The 25,199-nt window shown below is 71.8% G+C and carries 22 protein-coding genes; 15 read left to right on the forward strand and 7 right to left on the reverse strand.

Features of this window, described 5'->3' with window-relative positions:
- Window positions 1–10 precede the first annotated feature (10 nt).
- Window positions 11–736, forward strand: a complete 726-nt coding sequence (locus RGQ06_RS11735; RefSeq protein ID WP_432428807.1) for a hypothetical protein — start codon at window positions 11–13, stop codon at window positions 734–736.
- Window positions 733–1,287: an alpha/beta hydrolase family protein gene (locus RGQ06_RS11740; RefSeq protein WP_432428806.1), complete on the forward strand. Its 555-nt coding sequence runs from the start codon at window positions 733–735 to the stop codon at window positions 1,285–1,287. Before RGQ06_RS11735 ends, RGQ06_RS11740 begins: the two co-directional genes overlap by 4 nt.
- Window positions 1,288–1,314: 27 nt before the next feature.
- On the opposite strand, the gene RGQ06_RS11745 is transcribed toward RGQ06_RS11740, so the two are convergent.
- From RGQ06_RS11745 to RGQ06_RS11755, 3 genes are read right to left on the reverse strand one after another with little or no spacing between them, the layout of a single operon-like run.
- A complete protein-coding gene (locus tag RGQ06_RS11745; protein WP_432428805.1) occupies window positions 1,315–1,911 on the reverse strand; it encodes a class I SAM-dependent methyltransferase in 597 nt (198 codons plus the stop codon).
- Between the two features lie 9 nt (window positions 1,912–1,920).
- The gene (gene trhA / locus RGQ06_RS11750; RefSeq protein WP_432428804.1) at window positions 1,921–2,580 is read right to left on the reverse strand and encodes a PAQR family membrane homeostasis protein TrhA; all 660 of its coding nucleotides are present in this window, start codon (window positions 2,578–2,580) and stop codon (window positions 1,921–1,923) included.
- A gap of 2 nt (window positions 2,581–2,582) precedes the next feature.
- A complete protein-coding gene (locus RGQ06_RS11755) occupies window positions 2,583–4,112 on the reverse strand; it encodes an MFS transporter (RefSeq protein ID WP_432428803.1) in 1,530 nt (509 codons plus the stop codon).
- 168 nt (window positions 4,113–4,280) lie between these two features.
- Between RGQ06_RS11755 and RGQ06_RS11760 the strand changes: the two genes are divergently transcribed.
- The 6 genes from RGQ06_RS11760 to RGQ06_RS11785 all read left to right on the forward strand — a co-directional run bounded on the left by RGQ06_RS11760 (window position 4,281) and on the right by RGQ06_RS11785 (window position 8,833).
- Window positions 4,281–4,538, forward strand: coding sequence for a NifU family protein (locus tag RGQ06_RS11760; protein ID WP_432428802.1), 258 nt, complete (start codon window positions 4,281–4,283; stop codon window positions 4,536–4,538).
- A gap of 11 nt (window positions 4,539–4,549) precedes the next feature.
- Entirely contained in the window at window positions 4,550–5,497 is a 948-nt protein-coding gene (gene meaB, locus RGQ06_RS11765) for a methylmalonyl Co-A mutase-associated GTPase MeaB (protein ID WP_432428801.1), read from the forward strand.
- An 11-nt stretch (window positions 5,498–5,508) separates the two neighbouring features.
- Window positions 5,509–6,282 (forward strand): enoyl-CoA hydratase/isomerase family protein, encoded by a 774-nt coding sequence (locus RGQ06_RS11770; protein ID WP_432428800.1) that lies wholly within the window; start codon window positions 5,509–5,511, stop codon window positions 6,280–6,282.
- A 182-nt stretch (window positions 6,283–6,464) separates the two neighbouring features.
- Window positions 6,465–6,896 (forward strand): universal stress protein, encoded by a 432-nt coding sequence (locus RGQ06_RS11775; protein ID WP_432428799.1) that lies wholly within the window; start codon window positions 6,465–6,467, stop codon window positions 6,894–6,896.
- Window positions 6,893–7,717: a universal stress protein gene (locus RGQ06_RS11780; RefSeq protein WP_432428798.1), complete on the forward strand. Its 825-nt coding sequence runs from the start codon at window positions 6,893–6,895 to the stop codon at window positions 7,715–7,717. The genes RGQ06_RS11775 and RGQ06_RS11780 overlap by 4 nt, the downstream gene beginning before the upstream one ends.
- A 123-nt stretch (window positions 7,718–7,840) precedes the next feature.
- A complete protein-coding gene (locus RGQ06_RS11785) occupies window positions 7,841–8,833 on the forward strand; it encodes an integrase core domain-containing protein (protein WP_432430660.1) in 993 nt (330 codons plus the stop codon).
- A gap of 49 nt (window positions 8,834–8,882) precedes the next feature.
- Here the strand turns inward: RGQ06_RS11785 and glgP are convergent, their stop codons facing one another.
- Complete coding sequence (gene glgP, locus RGQ06_RS11790) at window positions 8,883–11,408, reverse strand: alpha-glucan family phosphorylase (RefSeq protein ID WP_432430324.1); 2,526 nt, start codon at window positions 11,406–11,408, stop codon at window positions 8,883–8,885.
- Between the two features lie 132 nt (window positions 11,409–11,540).
- On the opposite strand from glgP, the gene RGQ06_RS11795 reads away from it, so the two are divergent.
- The 5 genes from RGQ06_RS11795 (at window position 11,541) to RGQ06_RS11815 (ending at window position 19,777) form a co-directional block, all read left to right on the forward strand.
- Complete coding sequence (locus tag RGQ06_RS11795) at window positions 11,541–13,487, forward strand: maltotransferase domain-containing protein (protein WP_432430325.1); 1,947 nt, start codon at window positions 11,541–11,543, stop codon at window positions 13,485–13,487.
- The gene (treS, locus tag RGQ06_RS11800) at window positions 13,484–15,193 is read left to right on the forward strand and encodes a maltose alpha-D-glucosyltransferase (protein ID WP_432430326.1); all 1,710 of its coding nucleotides are present in this window, start codon (window positions 13,484–13,486) and stop codon (window positions 15,191–15,193) included. Before RGQ06_RS11795 ends, treS begins: the two co-directional genes overlap by 4 nt.
- A complete protein-coding gene (locus RGQ06_RS11805; protein WP_432430327.1) occupies window positions 15,190–16,527 on the forward strand; it encodes a maltokinase N-terminal cap-like domain-containing protein in 1,338 nt (445 codons plus the stop codon). Before treS ends, RGQ06_RS11805 begins: the two co-directional genes overlap by 4 nt.
- A complete protein-coding gene (glgB, locus tag RGQ06_RS11810) occupies window positions 16,524–18,695 on the forward strand; it encodes a 1,4-alpha-glucan branching protein GlgB (RefSeq protein ID WP_432430328.1) in 2,172 nt (723 codons plus the stop codon). Before RGQ06_RS11805 ends, glgB begins: the two co-directional genes overlap by 4 nt.
- Window positions 18,696–18,934: 239 nt before the next feature.
- Window positions 18,935–19,777, forward strand: coding sequence for a rhomboid family intramembrane serine protease (locus RGQ06_RS11815; RefSeq protein ID WP_432430329.1), 843 nt, complete (start codon window positions 18,935–18,937; stop codon window positions 19,775–19,777).
- Here the strand turns inward: RGQ06_RS11815 and RGQ06_RS11820 are convergent.
- Entirely contained in the window at window positions 19,774–20,364 is a 591-nt protein-coding gene (locus RGQ06_RS11820) for a TetR/AcrR family transcriptional regulator (RefSeq protein ID WP_432430330.1), read from the reverse strand. The two genes, RGQ06_RS11815 and RGQ06_RS11820, sit on opposite strands and share 4 nt — an antisense overlap.
- 50 nt (window positions 20,365–20,414) lie before the next feature.
- Between RGQ06_RS11820 and RGQ06_RS11825 the strand changes: the two genes are divergently transcribed.
- Both RGQ06_RS11825 and RGQ06_RS11830 read left to right on the forward strand, forming a co-directional pair.
- Entirely contained in the window at window positions 20,415–21,827 is a 1,413-nt protein-coding gene (locus RGQ06_RS11825) for a carotenoid oxygenase family protein (protein WP_432430331.1), read from the forward strand.
- 44 nt (window positions 21,828–21,871) lie between these two features.
- Window positions 21,872–23,593 (forward strand): class I adenylate-forming enzyme family protein, encoded by a 1,722-nt coding sequence (locus RGQ06_RS11830; protein WP_432430332.1) that lies wholly within the window; start codon window positions 21,872–21,874, stop codon window positions 23,591–23,593.
- Here the strand turns inward: RGQ06_RS11830 and RGQ06_RS11835 are convergent.
- Together RGQ06_RS11835 and RGQ06_RS11840 are read right to left on the reverse strand one after the other, a co-directional pair.
- Window positions 23,590–24,699 (reverse strand): amidase, encoded by a 1,110-nt coding sequence (locus tag RGQ06_RS11835; protein ID WP_432430333.1) that lies wholly within the window; start codon window positions 24,697–24,699, stop codon window positions 23,590–23,592. The two genes, RGQ06_RS11830 and RGQ06_RS11835, sit on opposite strands and share 4 nt — an antisense overlap.
- Window positions 24,696–25,157, reverse strand: coding sequence for an SRPBCC family protein (locus RGQ06_RS11840; RefSeq protein WP_432430334.1), 462 nt, complete (start codon window positions 25,155–25,157; stop codon window positions 24,696–24,698). Before RGQ06_RS11840 ends, RGQ06_RS11835 begins: the two co-directional genes overlap by 4 nt.
- Window positions 25,158–25,199: the final 42 nt, after the last annotated feature.

Below are 25,199 nucleotides of genomic sequence, written 5' to 3' on the forward strand. Positions count from 1 at the left end.
GCGTCGATCCATGGACGCCCTGGCCGAGCTGGCGATCTACCACTCCCGGCCCTTCGCTCCCACCCGTCGCCTCGCCCTCGCCCCGAGCCACCTGCCGGTCGATCCGGCCCCCGGTCCCGGCGGTGTGCTGCTCGGCGGCATCGTGGCCCACCACCGCAACGAGCTCGACGAGGACCTCTTCGAGAGCCTGCTGAAGCTCACCCTCCAGCTCCAGGAGGGTCAGCGCATCGTCCAGCCCCGCATGCGCCACCGCTTCCAGGACGACCGCCACGGGCTCACCCGCTCCCGCGCCCGCCTCCGCCGCGAGGACGGGGGACTGGTCATCGACTTCGAGAACAAGGGCACCGGCCTGCAGCTGATGCTCGGTGCCGTGTACACCGCCGGCGGCATGGAGCCCGGCCCCCGACGGGCGGTCATGGATGCCATCCGCAAGGGCCTGCGGTGGGGTGGCCCCCTCGACCGGCGGCTCTACGCCCACCTCTCCGGCCTCGACGGCGGCCAGGAGTGGTCGGCCGACGTCTACGAGGACCCGGTCCGCTGGGCGCTGCTGACCCTCGGCATGCAGGCCGCGACGGGCGGCGCTGCCGCGGACGCCGACATGCCCGACCGCAAGCTCGTGCAGCGCCGCTTCCGCGACGCCCTGCGCGCCGCGCACCCCGATCACGGCGGCGCCACGGACGACGCCGCCAAGCGCATCAACGACCTGACCGAGGCCAGGAGGATCCTGCTGTCGTGAGCCCGAGGAAGAAGCCCGCGCGCCCGGCGGTCGCCGGTCTGCTCGTCACCCCCGGGGCCAGCGCCGACCGGGACAACCGCACCCTGGTCGCCCTCGACGAGGGGCTCGGCGTGCCGGTGGAGCGCATCACCATCCGCGGCCGGGCCGTGCGCAAGGTGCACGAGCAGCTCCGGGAGGACATGGAGGACTTCGCCGATCGCCTCGGCGTCGACACCGCAGAGCTCGCCATCGGCGGGCGGTCCTTCGGCGGGCGCATGTGCTCGATGCTGGTCGCCGCCGGTGAGCCGGTGGCCGGGCTCGTCCTGCTCAGCTACCCGCTGCACCCGCCGGGCAAGCCCGACGACCTGCGCATCGACCACTTCGCCGACATCACGGCGCCGACCCTGTTCGTGTCCGGCACCAAGGACCCCTTCGCCAGCCCCGAGGAGCTCGAGCGCCACGCCGGTGCCATCACCGGCCCCGTCGACTTCGTCTGGCTCGAGGGCGAGCCCCACTCACCCCGAGACGACGCGGCGGTGGTGGCTGCGGTCGCCGGCTGGTTGGACGGCTGACCGCGACACCAGCACTGCCAGTTCGGGTCAGGTCCGGCGCAGGAGGGCGACCATGAAGTCCGAGCTCTCGCGGAACGGCCGGATGTCCCAGGTCGACAGCTCGAGCTCGATCGCGAGGCCCGCGGCGTCGACGTCGGCGCGGAACTCGTCGAAGCCGTAGCCGCGGTGGTCGCCGAAGCCGATGGCGATGCGCCCGTCGTCGGTCAGGTGCCGCCCCAGGTGCTCGAGGGCCGGGCGACGGTCGGCGGCCGGGATGAACGTGATGACGTTGCCGGCGCAGACGATGACATCGAAGCCGCCCTCGATGCCGCGGGAGGGGAGATCCAGCTCGGCCAGGTCGCCGACCAGCCACGTCGGGCCGGGGTGGTCCTGCTCCGCCGCCTCGATCAGCGCCGGGTCCACGTCGACGCCGACGACCTGGTGGCCCCGCTGGTGCAGCGCACCACCGACGCGCCCCGGACCGCAGCCGGCGTCGAGGATGCGAGCGCCTCGCGGCACCATGGCGTCGACGAAGCGGGCCTCGCCCTCGAGGTCGTCGCCGTTCGCGGCCATCGTGCGGAACCGCTCGATGTACCAGCTCGAGTGGCCCGGGTTCTCGGCCACGATCTCCATCCACGAGGTCATGTCCCAGTCCTAGCCGGTGGCGACCAGGGAGCACACTGCGCCGAAGTGCACCGCGGCCGCCAGCACGACCACGGCGTGGAAGAGCTCGTGGTAGCCGAACGTGGCCGGCCACGGGTTCGGGGCGTGCAGGGCGTAGACGGCCGCGCCGACCGAGTAGAGGACGCCACCGAGCACGACGAGCGCGAGCTCCGTTCCGGTGAGCGCATCGGTGAGGGCGCCGATGTCGATCACGGCCACCCACCCGACGGCCACGTACACCACGGCCACGATCGGGTACGGGGCGTGGAGCCACAGCATGCGGATCGCCATGCCGATGGCGGCGAGGACCCAGACCGCGACCAGCAGCCGGGTGCGCGCCGACCCGTCCAGGCCGACGCCCACGATGCCGGTGTAGGAGCCGGCGATGGCGAGCAGGATCGTCGAGTGGTCGATGCGCTTGAACACGCCCTGGGCGGCGGGGGAGAGCCGCCCGCTGTGGTACGCCGCGCTCACCGCGAGCATGGTGGTGACGGCCAGCCCGTAGACGGCGAGCCAGGACCGGTCGCCGGCGTCGGCCACGACCACCAGAACGACGAAGCCGACGGCGAACCCGACGGAGGCGTAGCGGTGGATGACGCCGCGCAGCCGCGGCCTCGGCAGCGCGCCCTCGGCCGCGGCGGTGCCCTGCATGCTCACAGGATGCCTCCGACGCCGGGCGTGCCGAGGGCATCCTCGGGGTTCAGCTCCTCCAGCTCGCGGTGGGCCGTCTCCGGGTAGCGGGGCAGGAGCAGCAGGACCACGATGGCCGGGCCCACGGCGAGGGCGGCGACGCCCGGGCCGAGCGACCACCGCTCGGCCAGGCGGCCGGCGATGAGCAGGCCGACGACCGAGCCGCTGACCCCCAGGGCGGTGATCGCCACGTTGGCCTTCGTGCGCAGCGACGTGGGGAACAGCTCGGGCCCGTAGACGGAGAGGGCGGGGACGGCCAGGCCGCCGATGATCGACCCGACGGCGGAGGCGGCCCAGAGCAGCGGCGGCGAGTCCGTCAGGTACATGAGGGCGGTGAAGATCGTGCCGCCGGCGACGCCGATGCCGCCGATGAGGCGCTTGCCCCGGACGTCGGCGAGGCGGCCGCCGAGCACGATGCCGATGCCGCCGGGCGTGATCGTGAGGATGGTGAAGGCGGTGATCTGGGCCGCGGAGAAGCCGAAGTCCTCACGCAGGTACTCGTTCTGGAGCTGGGACGCCGGCGAGCTGAACGCGGCCAGGGCCAGGGCCGATCCGGCGAGCAGGGCCAGGCGCCCGCCGTGGCCGGCGAAGCGGGCGGTGGCGTGGCGACGGACGAACCGGCGGGACTCGGGCAGCAGCGGCGCCGTGATCTTGATCAGCGGCAGGAACAGCAGCGGGACGACGTAGAGGATCCGCCACGCCCGCTCGTCCAGCTCCACGAGGGGCAGCAGCCAGAGCACGTTGCCGGCGCCGAGGCCGGCGGTCATCGTCAGCAGGCTGACGCCGTAGGCCCGGGAGCCGGCGGGCATCTCCTCGGCCACGACCACGACGATGAGCAGCGCCAGCGCGGTCGAGAGCCCCCGGGCGACCAGCTGGGTGCCGCCGAGCACGACCATGTTCGGCGCCAGCGCGCCGAGGGAGGTGGCCACGATGCCCGCACCGGCGCACCAGAGCAGCGCCCGGCGCCGCCCGTTGCGGTCCGCCCACGCGGCCACCGCCATGGCCAGGAACACGCCGATCCGGACGGCGGCGAAGGTGTCGCTCTGGGCCCGCTCGCCCACGTCGAACTCGTCGGCTGCGTAGGTCAGCGTCTGGGTGATGAGCGTGCCGAGGTAGCCCCCGATCAGGGAGAGCGACGCCAGCGAGGCGAGCGACGCGCCGGCCTGGGCGTCGAGCACCTGCGGCGGCGCCCACCACGGGCTCGCGCCGCCGGGGCGCCTGGTCGCCCGGCGGATCAGGGGCAGGAACAGGAAGGACCAGAAGCCGATGCCGAGCACGAACTCGGTGGTCTGGGTGACCTCCCGGGTGCCCTCCGCGGTCTCACGCACCTGTACCCGGCGCTCGTAGCGCTGGAACGGGCCGACGTCGAGACCGAAGCGCAGGTCGTCCGGCGGGCCCGTGGGCGGGGCCTCGCGCACCACGTCGTCTCGGGGGGCCAGGAACGCCGCCAGCTCCTCGTCGTCGACGGCTCTGGTGACCTCGACGGTGGTCATCCGGCCGCGGCGGGGGAGGGGGCACCGGTCCGGTTCACCGGCACACTGTCCCATCCGCGGCGTGATCGCTCCCAGCCATGCGGGAACACGCGGGACCCCCACGTTGTTCAGCAGAGGTGCCCCTCGCCAGACTGAGGGACCCCCGCCCCCGTGAGGAGCCCCGTTCCGGTGGAAGAGCAGATCCAGAAGGTCATCGAAGCCATCCGTCCGGCGGTGCAGGCCGACAACGGCGACGTCTTCCTCCGCAGCGTGGACACCGAGACCGGCATCGTCGAGGTCGAGCTGGTCGGGGCCTGCGTGTCGTGCCCCGCCTCCACCGTCACCCTCAAGGCCGGGATCGAGCGCATCCTGAAGGACCGCGTCGAGGGCGTCACCGAGGTGCGCAACATCGGCGAGACCTTCATCGAGAGCTCCGTCAGCCTGTAAGAGTTCGGTCCATGACCGGACCCGGACGGGATGCCGAACAGCTCATGGATGCCGCGGCCGAGGGCGACCGCCGATCGGTGGCGCGCCTGCTCTCCATGGTCGAGCGAGGCGGTGACGACGCTCGCGCCGCAGGCGCCCTCGCTCACGCCCGCAGCGGCGCGGCCTACACCGTCGGCATCACCGGCGCGCCCGGCGCCGGGAAGTCCACGCTGACCTCCGCCCTGCTCGGCGAGCTTCGCTCGCGCGGTGAGCGGGTGTCGGTGCTGGCCATCGACCCCTCGTCGCCGTTCACCGGCGGCGCCATCCTCGGCGACCGGATCCGCATGCAGGACCACGCCCTCGACGACGGCGTGTTCATCCGCTCGATGGCCACGCGGGGCCACCTCGGCGGTCTCGCGCTCGCCACCCCCCAGGCCGTGCGCGTCCTCGACGCCGCCGGCTTCCCCTGGGTGCTGGTGGAGACCGTCGGCGTGGGCCAGGTCGAGGTCGAGATCGTCGGTGCCGCCGACACCACCGTCGTCGTGGTGAACCCAGGCTGGGGTGATGCCGTGCAGGCCAACAAGGCCGGGCTCATGGAGATCGCCGATGTCTTCGTCATCAACAAGGCCGACCGGCCCGGTGCCGAGGAGACCCGCCGCGACCTCGACGGCATGCTCGACCTCACCGACTACGGCGAGTGGCGTCCACCGGTCGTCGATGCCGTGGCCACCGAGGGCACCGGCGTCTCCGAGCTGTGGGAGCAGATCCTCGCCCACCGCGCCCACCTCGAGTCCTCCGGTGAGCTCGGCCGGCGCCGGGGACGCCGCGCCCGCGAGGAGCTGACCCGCATCGTCGCCGAGCGCCTGCTCGAGCGGGCCCGCCAGGCATCCGACGGCGATCGCTACGAGGCCCTCCTCGACGATGTGGAGACCCGGGGCACCGATCCCTGGGCCGCCGCCGACGAGCTCCTCGGTGGGTAGGGTCCGCCGGCGTGGCTGACCTCGTGCACCTGGAACGACGCGACGACGGTGTCGCCGTCATCACCCTCGACAACCCCAAGGTCAACGCGCTGTCCTCGGCGCTGCTGCACCAGCTGCGCGACGCCGCTCGGTCGCTGATCGACGACCCGCCCCGCTCGGTGCTGGTCACCGGCGGACCGAAGGTGTTCGCCGCCGGGGCCGACATCAGCGAGTTCGGCGGGCCGGAGGAGGCCGAGACGGTGGGCGGTGCCTTCCTCGACGCGCTCGAGGCGGTCGCCGCCATCCCGCGCGCCACGGTCGCCGCCATCGGCGGGTACGCCCTCGGCGGGGGCTGCGAGCTCGCCCTCGCCTGCGACCTGCGCATCGCCAGCGATCGGGCCCGCTTCGGCCAGCCCGAGATCCTCCTCGGCATCATCCCCGGGGGCGGCGGCACCCAGCGCCTCGCCCGGCTCGTGGGCCCGGCCCGGGCCAAGGACCTCATCTTCTCGGGTCGACAGGTCGGCGCCGAGGAGGCGCTGCGCATCGGGCTCGTCGACCGGGTCGTCCCCGCCGACGAGTTCGAGGAGTCCGCCATGGCGTGGGCCGTCGAGCTCGCCGCCGGTCCCGGTGCGGTGGTCGGCCTGGCCAAGCAGGCCATCGACGAGGGCCTCGACGGCGACCTCGCCGCCGGCCTCCGGCTCGAGCAGCGCCTGTTCGCCGACTCGTTCCGCACCGAGGACAGCCAGATCGGCGTCGCCTCCTTCCGGGAGCACGGTCCGGGCAAAGCCGCCTTCACCGGCCGCTGACCCGCCGCCGGCGCCGGGAGCATCGGCGCTGAACGGGACCCAGGGGCATGCTCGCCGCCGATCGGCGGCGACCGTTCGGCCCGGGGAAGCCGGGACCGCAGACCCTGTGCCCCTCGTCCGCTCCCGGGCGATGCTGGCCCTGAAGCCGAGTGGCGATCGTCCACCGGCCGCAGGAGGCAGTGATGGAACGCATCGTCGTGGGCGTGGACGGGTCCGAGGGCTCGGTCGCCGCGCTGCGTTGGGGGGTCGCCGAGGCCGTCCTGCGTGGTGCCGTGGTCGAAGCCGTCAGCGCCTTCCACGTCCCCTACGTCGGAGCTGCATCGGTGATGCCGCTCATGCTCGACCCCGCCGAGTTCAAGGATGCGGCTGAAGCGGTGCTCACCAAGGTGATCGACCAGGTCGACGCCGGCGAGCTCGTCGAACCGGTCCGCGAGCTCGTGATCGAAGGACCGGCGTCGACCGTGCTGGTCGAAGCGGGTCGCGGCGCCTCCCTGCTCGTGGTCGGCGCGCGGGGTCACGGCGGGCTCGCCGGGATGCTCCTCGGCTCGGTCAGCCGCCAGGTCACCGAGCACGCCACCGTCCCCGTCGTCGTCGTCCCGAAGGAGCGGTCATGAACCCGCTGCGCTTCCTCGTCCCCCTCGACCCGGCCCACCCGTCGATGCCGGCAGCCCAGATCGCGGTCGCCCTCGCGACCCCGGCGACGACCGTCGAGCTGGTGGCGGTCACGACCGCCGGGCTGCCGGCCGAGGTGGTCGACACCTTCCTCGCCGAGGAGGCCAATCGCTTCCCCGGCGCCGCCGTCGAGGTCCGTCGGCTCGAGGGCCCCGGCGTGGTCGACGTCCTCCTGCACCACATCACGAGCACCGATCCCGATCTCGTCGTGCTCGACAGCCACGGGCGCGGGCCCCTCGGCGAGCTGGTCCTCGGCAGCGTCAGCGCCGACCTGGTCCGGTCGTCCTCTGCGCCCACGCTGCTGATCGGTCCGGTCTGCGAGCCGGTGGGCGAGCTGCGCCGCCTCACCGTCGCCGTGGACGGCTCGTCGGACTCCCTCGGTGCTCTCGACGTGGCGTCCGGCCTGTCCCGGCGCTTCGGCGTGCCCATCGAGCTCGTCGAGGTCACCGACGAGATGGCCTACACGAGCGACGTTGCCGAGAGCGCCGAGCTCCACCGCCTCGCCCTGCGGGTCGATCCGCCGGTGCGCAGCTGGGACGTGCTCCACGGCCACGACGTGCCCCGGGCGCTCATCGACCACGTCCGCTTCGAGCCGGGCGCCGTGCTGGTGCTGGGCTCGCATGGACGTAGCGCCGGTCGCCCGAACGTCCTCGGCGGCACCGCGGCCCGGACCGTCCGGCACTCCACGGTCCCGGTGCTCGTGGTGTCGCCGCAGGCGGCCTCCGACGAGGGCCACCGCCTCGCCGGTGCCGAGCGGCCCTGAGCCGACCCCGGACAGGAAGGCCTAGGCCTTGCTGTCCGGGGGTTGAGGTTGCAGGTCCCTCTACAGAGGGGCCTGGTGATGGACCCTGTGGTTCCTTCCACAGATCCAAAGGAACCCATCACCATGACCACCTCTGCAGAGATCATCTACCACCGGCGCGTCCGGTTGCTTGATCTCGCTGAAGAACTCGGCAACATCTCCGCCGCCTGCCGCCAGATCGGCGTGTCCCGCACCCGCTACTACGAATGGAAGAACACCTCCGAGCTCTACGGGCTCGAGGCGCTGTGGCCCAGAGACCGGCGCCGCCCGGCCCAGCCCAGCGAGACCCCGACCCACGTGGTCGCCGACCTGCTCGCCGTTGCCGTAGTCGAGCCGACGCTCGGCTGCCGCCAGCTCGCCGACCGGCTCCAGGAGCTGGGCTATGAGATCGGCAAGACGACCGTGCAGCGGATTCTGGTCGACCACGGCCTGGGTCGGCGCCGCCAACGCATCGCCCGGGCTGCGGCAATCGCTGCGCTGGCCGGGATCATTACCGAACCGGTCACCGAAGCGCTGGGCGAGCCGTTCGGGTTCTGCCACTGGGCCGGCCACCCTGGCGATCTCGTGGCCGTGGACAGCTTCTACATCGGCAACCTCAAAGGCGTGGGCAAGGTGTACCAACTCACCGCCGTGGACACCTGCACCCGATGGGCGATCGTGAAGCTCATCATCGGGCCGGTCACCACCGCCGACACGATCCGCTTCATCGACCACGTCCGCACCACGATGCGCCGCCTTGGGATCCCGCTCCGGCGGGTGCTGTCCGACAACGGACCCGAGTACAAGGGACTCGCGTTCCGGCACCACCTCGCCGAGATCGGCATCGACCACGTCCGGATCCCGCCCCGCTCACCGAACCACAACGCCGTGTGCGAACGGTTCCAGGGCACGATGCTCCAGGAGTGCTGGCGGCCAGCGTTCCACCGACGCCACTTCAACTCGGTCCGCCAGCTCCAGGCCGAAGCCAACGCCTGGCTGATCCGCTACAACACGCGGCGACGCAACCACGGCGACTACATGGCCGGCCGCAAGCCCTCCGAGATCCTCGACACCCACCGCCGCCGCCAAGCAGCATGACCATCAACCACAGGGCCCATCTGTCACCTCGAACCCCGGCCTGGAAGGCCTAGGCCCAGGCGACCCGGCCCATCTCGGCGCTGGCCGCCAGGTCGGGGTGGACCGGCAGCACGCGCACGGTGAACCCGTACCGGCCGGCCGCGTCGCAGGCGAACCCGCCGCGGTAGCGGACGTGGGCGTCGTCGACCCGCTCGACCTCGGTCATCGCGGTGGTGCGGGGGTGCTCGATCTCGTCGCCTTGGCCGACGATGCCGTGCACGAGCTGGACCTCGACGTCGTCGCCGGAGAGCGAGCCGAGCGAGACCACGGCCTCCACGACGCGCTCGTCCCCGATGCCCGGCACGGTGCCGTCGCTCTCGACGGAGTCGACCCGCACGTCGGGCCACCCGGCGACGATCCGGGCCTTCCAGGTCGTGATCTCCTTGGCACGGCGGTGGTCCTCGCCCCCCAGGTCGTCGGCGTGGGCGGCTGCGGGCTCGTACAGGGCCGTGGTGTAGTCCTTGACCATCCGCGATGCGGAGAGGAACGGGCCGAGCCCGGACAGGGTCGTCTTCATGCGTCGCACCCACCGGCGCGGGAGGCGGCCACCGGAGCGGTCGAAGTAGAGGGGGATCACCTCGCGCTCGAGCAGGTCGAACAGCGAGTTGGCCTCGATCTCGTCGCGCCGAGCGGTGTCGGCGACGTTCTCCGCCGAGGAGATGGCCCAGCCGTTCTCGCCGTCGTAGCACTCGTCCCACCACCCGTCGAGGATCGACAGGTTGAGCTGGCCGTTGAGGGCGGCCTTCATGCCCGAGGTGCCGCAGGCCTCCTGGGGACGACGGGGCGTGTTCAGCCACACGTCGCACCCGTGGTACATCGTGCGGGCGATGGCGATGTCGTAGTCGTCGAGGAACACGAAGCGGTGCCGGATGGCGGGGTCGCTGGAGTAGGCGACGATCTGGCGGATCATCTCCTTGCCCTGGTCGTCGGCCGGGTGGGCCTTGCCGGCGAAGACGAACTGCACCGGCCGCTCCGTGGACCCGAGGATGGCCTCGAGCCGTTCCCGCTGGGACAGCAGCAGCGTCGCCCGCTTGTAGGTGGCGAACCGGCGGGCGAAGCCGATGGTGAGGGCCCGCGGGTCGAAGACCTCGTCGGCCCAGGCGACGTCGGAGGGCGCCTGGCCCCGGGCGACGGCCGAGGAGCGGATCTTGTCCCGGACCAGGGCGACGAGGCGGTCCTTGCCCTGCTCCTTGACCCGCCAGATGTCGTTGTCGGTGGCGTCGTGGATGCGGGCCCACTCGTGGGCGCCGGCCTCGCCCCAGTGCGGGTGCACGTGCCGGGTGAGCAGGTCGTCCATCTCCGAGGAGACCCACGTGCGGGCGTGCACGCCGTTGGTGATGGCCCCGATCGGGACCTCCTCGACCGGGACCTGGGGCCACAGCGGCTGGAACATCTCGCGGCTGACCTCGCCGTGCAGCTGGGCGACGCCGTTGGCCCGGGCGGCCAGGCGGAACCCCATGACCGCCATGTTGAACCGGGTCTGGTCGGTGTCGCCGGGCTCGTGGCCGAGCCCCAGGAGCTGGTCCATGGTGATGCCGGCGTCGGCGGCGAAGCCGGCGAAGTACTTCTCGATGAGCTCGCGCGGGAAGCGGTCGATGCCGGCGGGGACCGGGGTGTGGGTGGTGAACACCGACCCGCCCCGCACCGCCTCGATGGCCTGCTCGAAGCTCAGGCCCCCGGCCATGAGCTCGCGGATGCGCTCGAGGCCGAGGAAGCCGGCGTGGCCCTCGTTGGTGTGGAACACCTGAGTGTCGAGGCCCAGGGCGCGCAGGGCGCGCACGCCGCCGATGCCGAGGAGCATCTCCTGGCGGAGGCGGTGCTCGCTGTCGCCGCCGTAGAGGCGGTCGGTGACCGACCGCAGGTCGTCGTCGTTGTCGTCGATGTCGCTGTCGAGCAGGTACAGGTCGGTGCGCCCGACCTCGGCCTTCCACACCTGGGCGGTCAGCGTGCGGCCACCGAGGTCGACGCGGACCCGCGCGCCCTCCTGCAGGGTGAGCGCCATGCCGTACGGGTCGAGGTTCGGGTAGCGCTGCTCCTGCCAGCCCTCGACGTTGAGCGCCTGGCGGAAGTACCCGTTCCGGTACATGAGCCCGATGCCGATGAGGGGCAGGCCGAGGTCGCTGGCCGCCTTCAGGTGGTCGCCGGCGAGCACGCCGAGGCCACCGGAGTACTGGGGGACGGCCTCGGAGATGCCGAACTCGGGGGAGAAGTAGGCGACGGAGCGCAGCGGGCTGTCGGCCCGGCCCTGGAACCAGGCGTCCCGGGCCAGGTACCGCTCGAGGTCGGAGCTGACGGTCTCGAGGAAGCGCAGGAAGCCCTTGTCCTGGACGAGCTCGTCGAGGCGGTCCTTGCTGACGCTGCCGAGCAGCCGCACCGGATCGTGGACGACGGCGTCCCACTGGTCGGGATCGACCCAGCGGAACAGCTCGCGCGTCTGCACGTCCCACGACCAGCGCAGGTTCATGGCCAGCGCTGCGAGGGGTGCGAGCTCGGCGGGCAGGGTGGGACGGACAGTGAAGCTTCGGAGCGCCTTCATCGGCCCTGACGGTACCGGTGCACCGTTCCGCGCCGTGCAGCCGCCTCCCCCGACCCGGTGCTCGGGCACCTGGCCGGGACCAATGACCCGGAACCCGTTGTATCGGCGGGGGCAGTCGGGTAGGTCTTGTCCGTGGCCACCCGGACTCCTTCTCTCGGCGCGATCGTGATCGACCAGCTCCACCCTGCGACTCCGGGCGGCGCCGGACGACCCAAGACCTCGGTCGGGGAGGCCACGCCGGTGCAGGCCCGGATCTTCCGAGACGGCCACGATCTGCTTGCCGCGCGCGTCAGCTGGCGCAAGGCCGGTGCCCGGAAGTGGAGCCGCTCCCCGCTGGCGCAGTCCGAGAACGACATCTGGGTCGGCAGCCTCGAGTGCAGCGACATCGGCCCCCACGAGGTCGTGATCGAGGCGTGGACCGATGTCTTCGCCACCTGGCGCAAGGAGCTGCGCCTCAAGGTCGGCGCCGACCAGGACGTCACCACCGAGCTCGAGGAGGGCGCCCGCATCCTCGAGCGCTTCGTCCCCGAGTGCTCCGGCAAGGGGCGCAGCCGGGTCGAGGACGCGGTGGCCGCCATCCGGGACGACACCGCCACGATGGACGTCCGGCTCAACGCCGCCCTCGACGACGCGCTGGTCCCCCTCGTCGCCGGCATCCCCCACGAGGGCGACCTGACCACGAGCGACGCCATCCCGCTCTGGGTCGATCGCGAGCGGGCCCGCCACAGCGCCTGGTACGAGTTCTTCCCCCGCTCCGAGGGCGGGTTCAAGGGGTCCCTCGACCGCCTCGACGCCGTCGCCGACATGGGCTTCGACGTCGTCTACTTCCCGCCCATCCACCCCATCGGCACCACGGCCCGCAAGGGCCCGAACAACACGCTCACGCCCGGTCCGGACGACCCGGGCAGCCCGTGGGCCATCGGCGGGCCCGAGGGTGGACACACGGCCATCCACCCCGACCTCGGCTCCGAGGAGGAGCTGCTGGCCGTGATCCAGAAGGCACAGGACCTCGGCATGGAGATCGCGCTGGACTACGCCCTGCAGTGCTCGCCGGACCACCCCTGGGTCACGGAGCACCCCGAGTGGTTCCACCACCGCCCCGACGGCACGATCAAGTACGCCGAGAACCCGCCCAAGAAGTACCAGGACATCTACCCGATCAACTTCTGGCCCGAGGACGACGCCGACCGGGTGGCGCTGTGGGAGGCGTGTCGCGACATCCTCGTCCACTGGATCGACCGCGGCATCCGCATCTTCCGCGTCGACAACCCCCACACCAAGCCGGTGGCGTTCTGGGAGTGGTGCATCGCCGACATCCAGGCCGAGCACCCCGACGTGCTGTTCCTCGCCGAGGCCTTCACCCGCCCGGCGATGATGTCCAAGCTGGCCGAGATCGGCTTCAGCCAGAGCTACACCTACTTCACCTGGCGCCACGAGAAGGTGGAGCTCACCGAGTACGTGGAGCAGCTCGCCCACGGCCCCCTCGCCGACGTGATGCGCCCCAACTTCTGGCCCAACACCCCCGACATCCTCGGCGGCGTGCTGCGCCACGGGAACCGGGCCGCCTTCCTGCTGCGCTACCTGCTGGCGGCCACGCTCACCCCGAACTTCGGCGTCTACTCCGGCTACGAGCTGCGGGAGAACGAACCGGCGTCGGACACCAACGAGGAGTACCTGTACTCGGAGAAGTACGAGGTCAAGGACCGGGACTGGGACCGGCCCGACTCGCTCGCTCCCTTCATGACCAAGCTCAACGCCATCCGCCGGGCCCACCCGGCGCTGCAGCAGCTGCGCGAGATCCACTTCCACCACGTCGACAACCCGCAGGTCATCGCCTACACCAAGGGCTCACGTGCCTCGGGCGACCTCGTGCTCGTCATCGTCAACCTCGACCCCGTCCACACCCAGGAGGCCACCGTGCACCTCGACCTGCACGCCGTGGGGCTGCCGGAGTGGGAGCCCTACCGGGCCCACGACGAGCTCACCGGCGAGTCCTACGAGTGGCAGGGGAGCGCGAACTACGTGCGCTTCGAACCCGCCCTCGACCGGGTCGGTCACGTGCTGGACCTCTCCGCATGAGGAAGGCCATCGACCCCACCGACCACAGCTGGTTCCAGCGGGCGGTGTTCTACGAGGTGCTCGTCCGCGGGTTCAACGACTCCAACCACGACGGCACCGGCGACCTCCGCGGCATCACCGAGAAGCTCGACTACCTCGAGTGGCTCGGCGTCGACTGCCTCTGGCTCCTGCCGTTCTTCCAGTCCCCGCTGCGCGACGGCGGCTACGACGTCTCCGACTTCCTCACCGTGCTGCCCGAGTACGGCGACGTCGACGACGCAGCCGAGCTCATCGAGCAGGCCCACCGCCGCGGCATCCGGGTGATCTCCGACATGGTCGTGAACCACACCTCCGACCAGCACCCGTGGTTCCAGGAGTCCCGCCAGGACCGCACGAACCCCAAGGCCGACTGGTACGTGTGGTCCGACGACGACCACCGCTGGTCCGAGGCCCGCATCATCTTCACCGACACCGAGGACTCCAACTGGAGCTGGGACCCGGTGCGCGAGCAGTACTACTGGCACCGGTTCTTCCACCACCAGCCCGACCTCAACTTCGACAACCCCGAGGTCGAGGAGGCGCTGTTCGACGTCGTGCGCTTCTGGATGGGCCTGGGCCTCGACGGCTTCCGCCTCGACGCCGTGCCGTACCTGTACGAGCGCGACGGCACCAACGGCGAGAACCTCCCCGAGACCCACGAGCTCCTCAAGCGCCTCCGCAAGACGGTGGACGCCGACTTCCCCGGCAAGGTCCTGCTGGCCGAGGCCAACCAGTGGCCGGCCGACGTCGTGGACTACTTCGGGCCGGAGGGGGAGGAGTGCCAGATGAACTTCCACTTCCCCCTGATGCCCCGCATGTTCATGGCGGTGCGCCGGGAGCAGCGCTTCCCCATCACCGAGATCCTGGCCCAGACCCCCGAGATCCCGGACAACTGCCAGTGGGGCATCTTCCTGCGCAACCACGACGAGCTCACGCTCGAGATGGTCACCGACGAGGAGCGGGACTACATGTACGCCGAGTACGCGGCGGACCCCCGCATGAAGATCAACGTCGGCATCCGCCGCCGGCTCTTCCCGCTGCTGGACAACGACCGGCGCAAGGCCGAGCTGTTCCACGCCCTGCTGTACTCCATGCCGGGCAGCCCGATCATGTACTACGGCGACGAGATCGGGATGGGCGACAACATCTACCTCGGTGACCGCGACGGCGTCCGCACACCGATGCAGTGGACGCCGGACCGCAACGCGGGGTTCTCCAAGTCCGATCCGGCCAAGCTGTACCTGCCCACGGTCATGGACCCCGTCTACGGCTACTCGGCCGTGAACGTCGAGGCCCAGCAGCACGACCAGTCGTCGTTCCTGCACTGGGTGCGCCGGATGCTCGAGGTCCGCCGGGAGTTCCCCGTCTTCGGCACCGGTCGCTTCGAGGTGCTGCACGCCGAGAACCCCTCGGTGCTCGCCTACCTGCGCTCCAGCAAGGACGAAGACGACGACACCTCGGTGCTGTGCGTGCACAACCTGTCGCGCTTCCCCCAGCCCTGCGAGCTCATGCTCGGCCAGCACGCTGGCCGCATCCCGATCGAGCTCACGGGCCGCATCCCGTTCCCCGAGATCGGCGAGCTGCCCTACTTCATCACGCTCCCGCCCTACGGCTTCTACTGGTTCACCCTCGTGGACCCGGAGACCGACGGGATGGGCGAGGAGCCCTACGGACGGATCGAGCCATGATCACCGCTGAACAGATCCTCCCGCTGGTGGCGGACCACCTCGCCGCCCAGCGCTGGTACGACCACGACGGCCCGCCCGGCGACGTCCGGCTCGCCGACAGCGAGCGCTGGGTGGACGGCGACCAGGACCTGTGGTGGCTGCTCGTCGACGCCGTCGACGGCGAACGACGCCTCGGTCGCTACCAGCTGGTGCTCGGGGCCCGACCGGCGGGTGAGGAGCACCCGTTCCTGCACGGCAAGAGCGGCGAGCTGCTCGGCATCGTCGAGACCGACGACGGCCCGGTCACCGTCTACGACGCCTTCATCGACCCCCCGCTCGCCCTCGAGGTGCTGCGCCGGATCGCCCCGTCGCTCGACGCGTCGTCCGTGCGCGCCCTCGCCGTCGAGCAGTCCAACACCTCGATCGTCTACGACGAGGCCGTCATCGTGAAGCTGTTCCGGCGCATCCACGCGGGGGAGAACCCCGACGTCGACGCCGTCACCCGGCTGGCGGAGCACGGCTTCACCCACGTGCCCGAGCAGTACGGGGTCCTGGAGCGCCCCGTCGCCGACGGCGGGCCCGACGACGGTGCCACCCAGCACCTGGCGGTCGCCCGCGGGTTCCTCACCGGGGCCAGCGACGGCTGGCACCTGGCCCTCGCGTCGCTGCGCGTCGTCATCGCCGACCACACGGAGAGCGCGGCGAGCGGTGGCGACTTCGGCCCCGATGCCCAGCGCCTCGGCGCCATCACCGGCGAGCTCCACACCCGCCTCGCCGAGGCCTACGGCACGTTCGACGCGGACGTCAGCGCCTGGGTCGGCCACTTCCGGGCCCAGCTCGACCGCGTCCGAGCGCACGTCCCCTCGGAGGAGATCTCGCGCCGCTACGACCGGGCCGCCGAGGTCCGCGACCCGGGCCCGGCGCTGCGCATCCACGGGGACCTGCACCTCGGCCAGATGCTCCGGGCCGACAGCGGCTGGTACGTCATCGACTTCGAGGGCGAGCCGGCCCGTCCCCTGGCCGAGCGGCTGGCGCCCTCGTCGCCCCTGCGCGACGTCGCCGGCATGCTGCGCTCGTTCCACTACGCCGCCGCCGTGGTCCACCACGAGCGCGGCGAGGAGGAGGACGTCGCCGAGGTCGTGGCCGAGTGGGAGGACCGATCCCGCAGCCGTTTCCTGGAGGGCTACTTCTCCACGCCCGGCATCGCCGAGCTCCTGCCCGACGAGTCCACCACCGAGCTGCTGCTCCAGGCCTTCGAGCTCGACAAGGCCGTCTACGAGGTGGGCTACGAGACCGCGTACCGACCCAGCTGGGTGGGCATCCCGCTCGGCGCCATCCGGAGGTTGCTCGCATGAGCATCGATCCCGACCTGCAACGCCTGGTGGAGGGCTTCCACCACGACCCCCACGCCGTCCTCGGCCTCCACGAGGGCGCCGACGGCCTGGTGGTCCGCGTCCGCCGGCCGGAGGCGAAGGCCGCCTGGATGGACATCGACGGCTCCCGCTGCGAGGGACGCCACCTCGTCGGCGGGGTGTTCGAGATCCCCGTGCCCCGGGAGCCCAAGGCCTCCGAGCCCGTCCGCGTCGCCTACGACCGCTTCGAGGTCGACGTCGTGGACCCGTACCGCTTCTGGCCCACGCTGGGCGACGTCGACCTGCACCTCATCGGCGAGGGTCGCCACGAGCGCCTCTGGGCCGTGCTCGGCGGCCGCCCCATGACCCACGACGGCGTCGACGGCACCGCCTTCGCCGTGTGGGCCCCGGCCGCCAAGGCCGTGCGCGTCGTCGGCGACTGGAACTCCTGGGACGGCCGGCTCCACCCGATGCGCGCCCTGGGTGCCTCCGGGGTCTGGGAGCTGTTCGTGCCCGAGGCCGAGATCGGCCACCGCTACCGCTACGAGATCGTCGGCGCCGACGACCAGCTGCGCCTCAAGTCCGATCCCCTGGCCACCGCCACCGAGATGCCGCCGGCGAACGCCAGCGTCATCACCCGCTCCGAGCACGCCTGGAGCGACGACGGGTGGATGGCCGCCCGACGCGAGAACGACCCGATCAACGACCGGCTGTCGGTCTACGAGGTCCACGCCGGCTCCTGGCGCACCGTGCCCGAGGAGGGAGACCGGCCGCTGCGCTGGGACGAGCTCGCCGACGAGCTCGCCGACCACGTCACCGAGCTCGGCTTCACCCACATCGAGCTCCTCCCGGTGGCCGAGCACCCCTACACCCCCAGCTGGGGCTACCAGGTGTCCGGCTACTTCGCGCCCACGTCGCGCTTCGGCAGCCCCGACGACTTCCGGGCCTTCGTGGACCGCATGCACCAGCGCGGCATCGGCGTCATCGTCGACTGGGTCCCCGCCCACTTCCCCAAGGACGACTGGTCCCTCGGCCGCTTCGACGGCACCGCGCTCTACGAGCACGCCGACCCCCGCCAGGGCGAGCACCCCGACTGGGGCACGTACGTGTTCAACTTCGGCCGCAACGAGGTCCGCAACTTCCTCGTCGCCAACGCCCTGTACTGGCTCGAGGAGTTCCACATCGACGGCCTCCGGGTCGACGCCGTCGCCTCGATGCTCTACCTCGACTACTCCCGCAACGACGGCGAGTGGCTGCCCAACGAGCTCGGCGGCCGCGAGAACCTCGAGGCCATCTCGTTCCTCCAGGAGACCAACACCGTCGTCCACGGCGCCTTCCCGGGCGTGCGGATGATCGCCGAGGAGTCCACCGCGTGGGGCGGTGTGAGCCGGCCCGTGCACCTCGGCGGCCTCGGCTTCGGCCAGAAGTGGAACATGGGCTGGATGCACGACACGCTCGAGTACTTCAAGACCGATCCCGTGCACCGCTCCCACCACCACGGCCAGCTCACCTTCGGCTTCGTGTACGCCTGGAGCGAGAACTTCGTGCTGCCCCTCAGCCACGACGAGGTCGTCCACGGCAAGGGCTCGCTGCTGGCCAAGATGCCCGGCGACGAGTGGCAGCGCTTCGCCAACCTGCGGACGCTCTACGGCTGGATGTGGGGGCACCCGGGCAAGCAGCTCCTCTTCATGGGCTGCGAGTTCGCCCAGGAGCGCGAGTGGTCCGAGTCCCGCAGCCTCGACTGGCACCTGCTCGACGACCCGAGCCACGCCGGCGTGCAGCGGCTCGTCGCAGCCCTGAACCGCGTCCACGCCGAGCACCCCGCCATGTGGCGGCGAGACACCGAGCCGGCTGGCTTCGACTGGCTCGACGCGTCCGACGCCGGCCAGTCGGTGCTCGCCTTCCAGCGCAACGGTCGGGCCGACGAGGACGACCCGGTCGTGTGCGTCGTCAACTTCACGCCGGTCCCCCGCCACGGCTACCGCATCGGCCTGCCCCGGTCCGGGGCCTGGCGCGAGGTGCTCAACACCGACGACGACGCCTTCGGCGGCGCCGGCATCGTCAACGGCGACATCACCAGCGAGGACGTGCCCTGGCAGGGTCGCGAGCAGTCCGCGGTGGTCACGCTCCCGCCCCTCGGTGTGGCGTGGTTCGCACCCGAAAGCCCTTGACGCGCCCGGGTCCGAGGCGCACCATCGGAGGTACAGAGCGAACGTCGAAGGGACGATCGCCCGGAGGATTGCCAGCGGTTCCGCCCGCCCAAGACAGCGCTGCGGCGCTGTGGCCACGGAGCACCGGCCGTGCAGCCACCGAGCATCGGTCCCAGGACACGAGCCCCCCGACGGGGGCTCGTGTCGCGTCTGCCCGACCGCAGTCCGGACCGGGGCGGACGCCGATACCGTCAGGGCCCGTGACGACCGAGGTCCAGACCTGCTACCGCCACACCGACCGGCGTGCCGGTGTGCGCTGCCAGCGCTGCGAGCGCCCGATCTGCCCGTCGTGCATGAACCAGGCCTCGGTCGGCTTCCACTGCCCCGAGTGCGTCAAGGGCGCCGGCCAGAAGGTCATCACCGCCCGCACGCTGCCCTCGTCGGCCAACCCCGTCGTCACGACGGCGCTCGTGGCGATGAACGTGGCCATCTACGTCGTGTCCAGCCTCGGCGCCGGGCTCACCGAGCCCTCGTTCCAGGTCCAGCTCGACTTCGCGCTCATCGGACAGGGCCTGTCCTCCGAGGGGCTGCTCGGCGTGGCCGAGGGGGAGTGGTATCGGCTGATCAGCGGTGGCTTCCTGCACGGCAGCCTGCTGCACCTCGGCTTCAACATGTACGTGCTGTGGATCCTCGGCAAGCAGCTCGAACCGGCCCTCGGTCGGGTGGGCTTCACGGCCGTCTACTTCGCGTCGATGCTGGCCGGTTCGCTCGGGGTGATGGTGCTCGATCCCGGCGCGCTCACCGTCGGCGCGTCGGGCGCCGTGTTCGGCCTGTTCGGCTACGCCGTGGTGGCCCAGTTCGTGCGCGGGATCAACCCGCTCCAGACCGGCCTCGGCGCCGTGATCCTGATCAACCTGGCCTTCACGTTCCTGGTGCCGGGCATCAGCATCGGCGGCCACGTGGGCGGGCTCCTCGGCGGCCTGGCCGCCGGCGTGCTGCACGACATCGTGCGGCGCAAGCTCGGCGCGCCGCCCCAGGTCGGCATCGCCCTCGTCGCCGCCCTCGGCGTGGCGTGCGCCGTCGGCTCCGTCCTCGTCCTCTAGTCCTCGTCCGTCGCGCGCAGCAGGGGCTCGAGCAGGCGACGGAGGCCGAGCTCGTAGAGCTCCTCGGCCCGGTCGGGGGCCGTGCTCATGCCGGTGAGCTCGGTGAGCACGTAGCCGTGGACGGTGGCGTTCACGTGGTACGCCCAGTCGAAGGCCTCGTCCTCGCTCAGCTCGGGCCGGATCGCGTGCACGTGTTCGACCAGGCGTCGGAACGACTCGTAGCCGCGCTCCAGCGCAGCATCGCCCGGCAGGACGTCGGGGACGGCGCGCCCGAACATGACGAGGAAGCGGGTCGGGTTGTCGAGCGCCCAGCGTCGGTAGGCGCGACCGGACGCGCCGACGTCGCCGGAGGCGTAGGCCGGCGCCAGGGCGGCGTCGAAGGACTCGAAGCCGTCGATGAAGATGGCATCCACCAGGCCGGCCTTGCCGCCGAACCAGGTGTAGACGCCGGTGGTGGAGCAGCCGGCCTCCTCGGCGATGCGGCGCACGGTGAAGGCGGCCTCGCCGTCGCGGGCGAGCACGGCCAGCGCGGCGTCGAGGATCGCCTGGCGCTGATCGGGGATCGGGGTTGACACGGCGGCAGCCACGTAACAATGTTACGCCGATAACAAAGTTACGCAAGCGCCCAGGGGGACACATGACCGCCACCGAGCAGCCCACCGAGCAGTCGGGGTACGGCAACCGCTACCTGTCCGGGCCCTACGCCCCGGTCACCGAGGAGGTCACCGCGTTCGACCTGCCCGTCGAGGGTGCGCTGCCCGAGGAGCTGGCCGGGCGCTACCTGCGCAACGGGCCGAACCCCATCGACGAGGTCGACCCGGCCACGCACCACTGGTTCCTCGGCGACGGCATGGTGCACGGCGTGCGCCTGCTCGACGGCCGGGCCGAGTGGTACCGCAACCGCTACGTGGGCTCGCGGCACGTGGGCGAGGTGCGCGGCACGGGCGACGTGCCCGGGCCGAACTGGAACGACAGCCCGGGCGGGCCCAACACCAACGTCGGGGGCTTCGCCGGCACCACCTGGGCGATGGTGGAGGCGGGCGGCACCCCGGTCGAGCTCACCTACGAGCTCGACACCGTGGGCCGCAACGACTTCTCGGGCACGCTCCCGGGTGCGTTCACCGCCCACCCCAAGCTGGACCCGGACACCGGCGAGATGCACGCGATGGTGTACGCACCGGCGCAGTGGATGGACCACATCCAGTACGTGGTGGTCGCCCCCGACGGCACGGTGCGCAAGGCGCTCGACATCCCCCTCGGCATGACGATGCTCCACGACATGTCGCTCACCCAGCGCTACGCGGTCATCTACGACCAGCCCTGCACCGTGGACATCGAGCTGGCCATGGCCGGTGACACCTTCCCGATGCGCTGGAACCCGGACTACGGGAACCGCATCGGCCTGCTGCCCCGGGAGGGTGCGGCCGAGGACGTCATCTGGATCGACGTCCCCATCGGCTACGTGTTCCACCCGATGAACGCCTACGACACGGAAGGCCCCGATGGCTCCGGCAAGGTCGTCATCGATCTGTGCCGCTACGAGAAGATGTTCGACCTCGACGTGCTTGGCCCGTTCGGCGACGGCGGCCACGCCACCCTCGAGCGCTGGGAGCTGGATCCGGTGGCTCGCACCGTGTCGACCACGGTGGTCGACGAGCGGGCCAACGAGTTCCCCCGGCACCGGGGGTCGCTCACCGCCAAGCCGTACCGGTACGGGTACTGCGCGTCGCCGTCGCTCGACGACGCCACGGGCTGGCCGACCCTCAAGCACGACCTGCAGACCGGGCAGCGCTGGGAGTTCGACCACGGGCCCGGCCGGGCCGCAGGGGAGCCGGTCTTCGTCGCCCGCCAGGGCGGCACCGACGAGGACGACGGGTGGCTGCTCACCTTCGTCCACGACCTCGGCAGCGGCGACACCGACTTCGTGGTGATGGACGCCACCGACCTCGACCGCAGCGACTACGTGGCCCGCGTGCGGCTGCCCCAGCGGGTGCCGCTCGGGTTCCACGGCAACTGGGTGAGCGATCGGGCGGTGCCGCCGCCCGTGTGACGGCTGTCTCCTCGATCCGGGGTGGCGCGTGCCAGGATCGGACCGTGACCGATCACTACCGCGAAGCATGGGACGAGCTCACCGCGCCGGGGGGCTCCTTCGAGATCGAGACGATCGACGTCCGAGGCGTGCCGATCCAGGTGTTCAAGAGCGCACCGCCGAACATGCGGGTGCTCTGGGAGCTGTCCGCCGGCCACGGCGACAAGGACTACCTCGTCTACGAGGACGAGCGGTACACCTACGCCGAGGTGCACGCCCAGGTCCGCGCCCTGGCCCACCTGCTGCGCGAGAGCCACGGCGTCCGCGAAGGCGACCGCGTCGCCATCGCCATGCGCAACTACCCCGAGTGGGTCGTGTCGTACTGGGCCGCCCTCAGCCTCGGCGCCGCCGCCGTGGGCATGAACGCGTGGTGGACCGGGCCCGAGATGGAGTACGGGCTCACCGACTCCCGCCCCAAGGTCCTCATCGCCGACGACGAGCGCATCGAGCGGGTCCTGCCCCACCTCGACGCCGTGCGGGCCGAGCAGCCCATGCACCTCATCAGCGTCCGGTCCGAACGCGAGCTGCCCGACGACGCCACCCGCTGGACCGACGTCGTCCGCGCCGAGGACGCCCCCGACTCGCTTCCCGAGGCCACCATCGACCCCGACGACGACGCCTGCATCTTCTACACGTCGGGCACCACCGGGTTCCCGAAGGGGGCCCAGCTCACGCACCGGGGGTGCGTGCACAACATCCTCCACATCGTCTTCATGACCACGGCCGCGGGGATGGCGGCCCAGAAGGCGGGCACCGCGCCGGCCCCCGACCCGGATGCCGCGCCGTCCCAGGCCGTGTTCATGGCGCCCACGCCGCTGTTCCACGTCACGGCCAACAACTGCCTCCTGCACCCCTGCACGCTGGCCGGCGGGCGCCTGGTGCTCACCTACAAGTGGGATCCGGGCCGGGCGCTGGAGCTGATCGAGCGCGAGCAGGTCACCAACTTCTCCGGCGTGCCCACCATGAGCCGCGAGCTGCTGGCCCACCCGGACTGGGCGAAGCGGGACACCTCCAGCCTGCAGGGCATGGGCGGCGGCGGTGCGGCGCTCCAGCCCGACCTGGTCGACAAGATCGACAAGTCGCTCAAGACCGGCGCGCCGTCCACCGGCTACGGCCTCACCGAGACCTGCGGGATCGTCACCGCCAACTCGGCGGCCAACTACGTGGCCAAGCCGGCGTCGTGCGGCCCGGTCGTGCCGACCCTCGAGGCCAAGCTGGTGGACGAGGCCGGCAACGATCTCCCGCCGGGGCCCGACACCGTCGGCCAGCTGTGCGTGCGCGGCTCCGTGGTCATCAAGGGCTACCTGAACCGCCCGGAGGCGACGGCCGAGGCCATCCAGGACGGGTGGTTCAACACCGGCGACATCGCCCGCATCGACGAGGACGGCTTCGTGTTCATCGTCGACCGGGCCAAGGACATGGTGCTGCGGGGCGGGGAGAACATCTACTGCTCCGAGGTCGAGACCGCCATCTACGAGCACGACGACGTGGCCGAGGTGGCCGTGTTCGGCGTGCCCGACGATCGCCTCGGCGAGGAGGTCGGCGCCGCCATCGTGCTGCGCAACGGGGCGTCCCTCGACGAGGAGGGCCTGCGCTCGTTCCTGGGCGAGCGGATCGCCAAGTTCAAGATCCCGGCCCACGTCTGGTTCCGCACCGAGCCCCTGCCGCGCAACGCCAACGGCAAGTTCGTCAAGCGCGAGCTGCGCGACGAGTACGTGGGCAGCTAGCCGGTCGAGGCGGCTTCGAGCACGGCGGCGGTGGCGACGAGGACCTCCTCCTCGCCCCGCCGCCCGATCAGCTGCACGGCCGTGGGCAGGTGCCCCGGCCGGGCGACCGGCACCACGATCGCCGGGTTGCCGGCCAGGTTGACCGCCACGTTCGGGGCCCGGGTGTCGAGCCGCTGGGGCTCGGTGAGCAGCGGCGGCTCGTCCATGATCCCGGCGGTGGCGAGCACCGGGGTCCGGGCCAGTGCGGCGTCCAGCTCGGTCCGCCACGGCTGGGCGTGCGCTCGTGCTGCGTCGAGCTCCGCGTCGGTGATCCGCGCCCCCTTCTCGAGCCGATCCCGGGTCTCCTCGCCGAGCTGGCCGGCGTGGTCGCGAAGGAGGTCGGCGTGGACGCGGGCCGCCTCGCCGAACAGGATCGTCGTGCCGGCGTCCGCGGCCCGCTCCCAGCCGTCGAGCGCGCCGGGGACGATGTCCAGCCCGCTGGCGGCGAGCAGCCGATCGATGGCGGCCTCGATCTCGGGATGGGCGCCGGGCAGGCGGATGCGACCGACCGACGGTGCGGGCGCGCCCGGCACGAAGCCGGGCTCGAGCAGCGCCATGCCGGTGACGACGCCGGCGACCGTGGTCGCCATGGGCCCGACCGTGTCGAGGGACGGGGCCAGGGGCTGCACGCCGCTGGTCGGGATGCGGCCGAAGGTCGTCTTCAACCCGACCACGCCGCAGCACGTCGACGGGATCCGCACCGAGCCGGCGGTGTCGGTGCCGATGGCCACGTCGGCCTCGCCGGTGGCCACGGCCACGGCGGAGCCGGACGAGGAGCCGCCGGGGATCCGGGCCGGGTCCAGCGGGTTCTGCGGCGTCCCGGTGTAGGGGTTGATGCCGCTGCCTCCGAAGGCGAGCTCGTGGAGGTTGACCTTGCCCACGATGCGTCCGCCGCCGGCCCGGATGCTGGTGATGCAGGCAGCGTCGGACGTGGCCGGCCCCGCCGCCTCGGCGATCGGCCGGGACGCGCAGGTGGTGGGGGTGCCGGCGATGTCGATGAGGTCCTTGACCGCGACCGTTGGCCCGTCGCCGTCCTCGGGCTCGAGGCGCAGGAGGAAGGTGGTCACCCCTGCTGACCCTCGACGATGCCCTTGAGTCGCCGCAGGTTCCGCTTCCAGATCAGGCGCATGATCCTCCCGCCGACGATCCCGCCGACGGGGCCGCCCATCCACCAGGGGAACACCAGCCGCTCGGACCACTCGAAGCGGGTGGTCGCCCGATCCGGGGACTGCTCACCGGCGGACGAGAGCGTGAAGACCCCCTCGCCGGTGACCAGGCCGACGTGGCGAACGCCCATGGCCTGCTCCGGCTCCCAGCGGGTGATCTCCATCAGATCCGTGAGTCGGAGCGGCCCGACCTTGGTGTCGCACTCGAAGGTGGTGCCGACGCCGCTGGTGCGGTCCGAGGTGAAGCGGATGGCCTCGGCATCGGCCATCCAGTCGACGTGGGAGCCGACGTCCTCGACCGCTGCCCACACCGCCGCCGGGCTCGCGTCGATCGTGGTGGAGACGGTGATCCGGGCCATGGACGAACGGTAGGCACGCCCGGGTCCGCGTTCTCGTCACCC

Source organism: Salinilacustrithrix flava, assembly GCF_041228405.1.
Taxonomy (GTDB): Bacteria; Actinomycetota; Acidimicrobiia; order Acidimicrobiales; family Salinilacustritrichaceae; genus Salinilacustrithrix; species Salinilacustrithrix flava.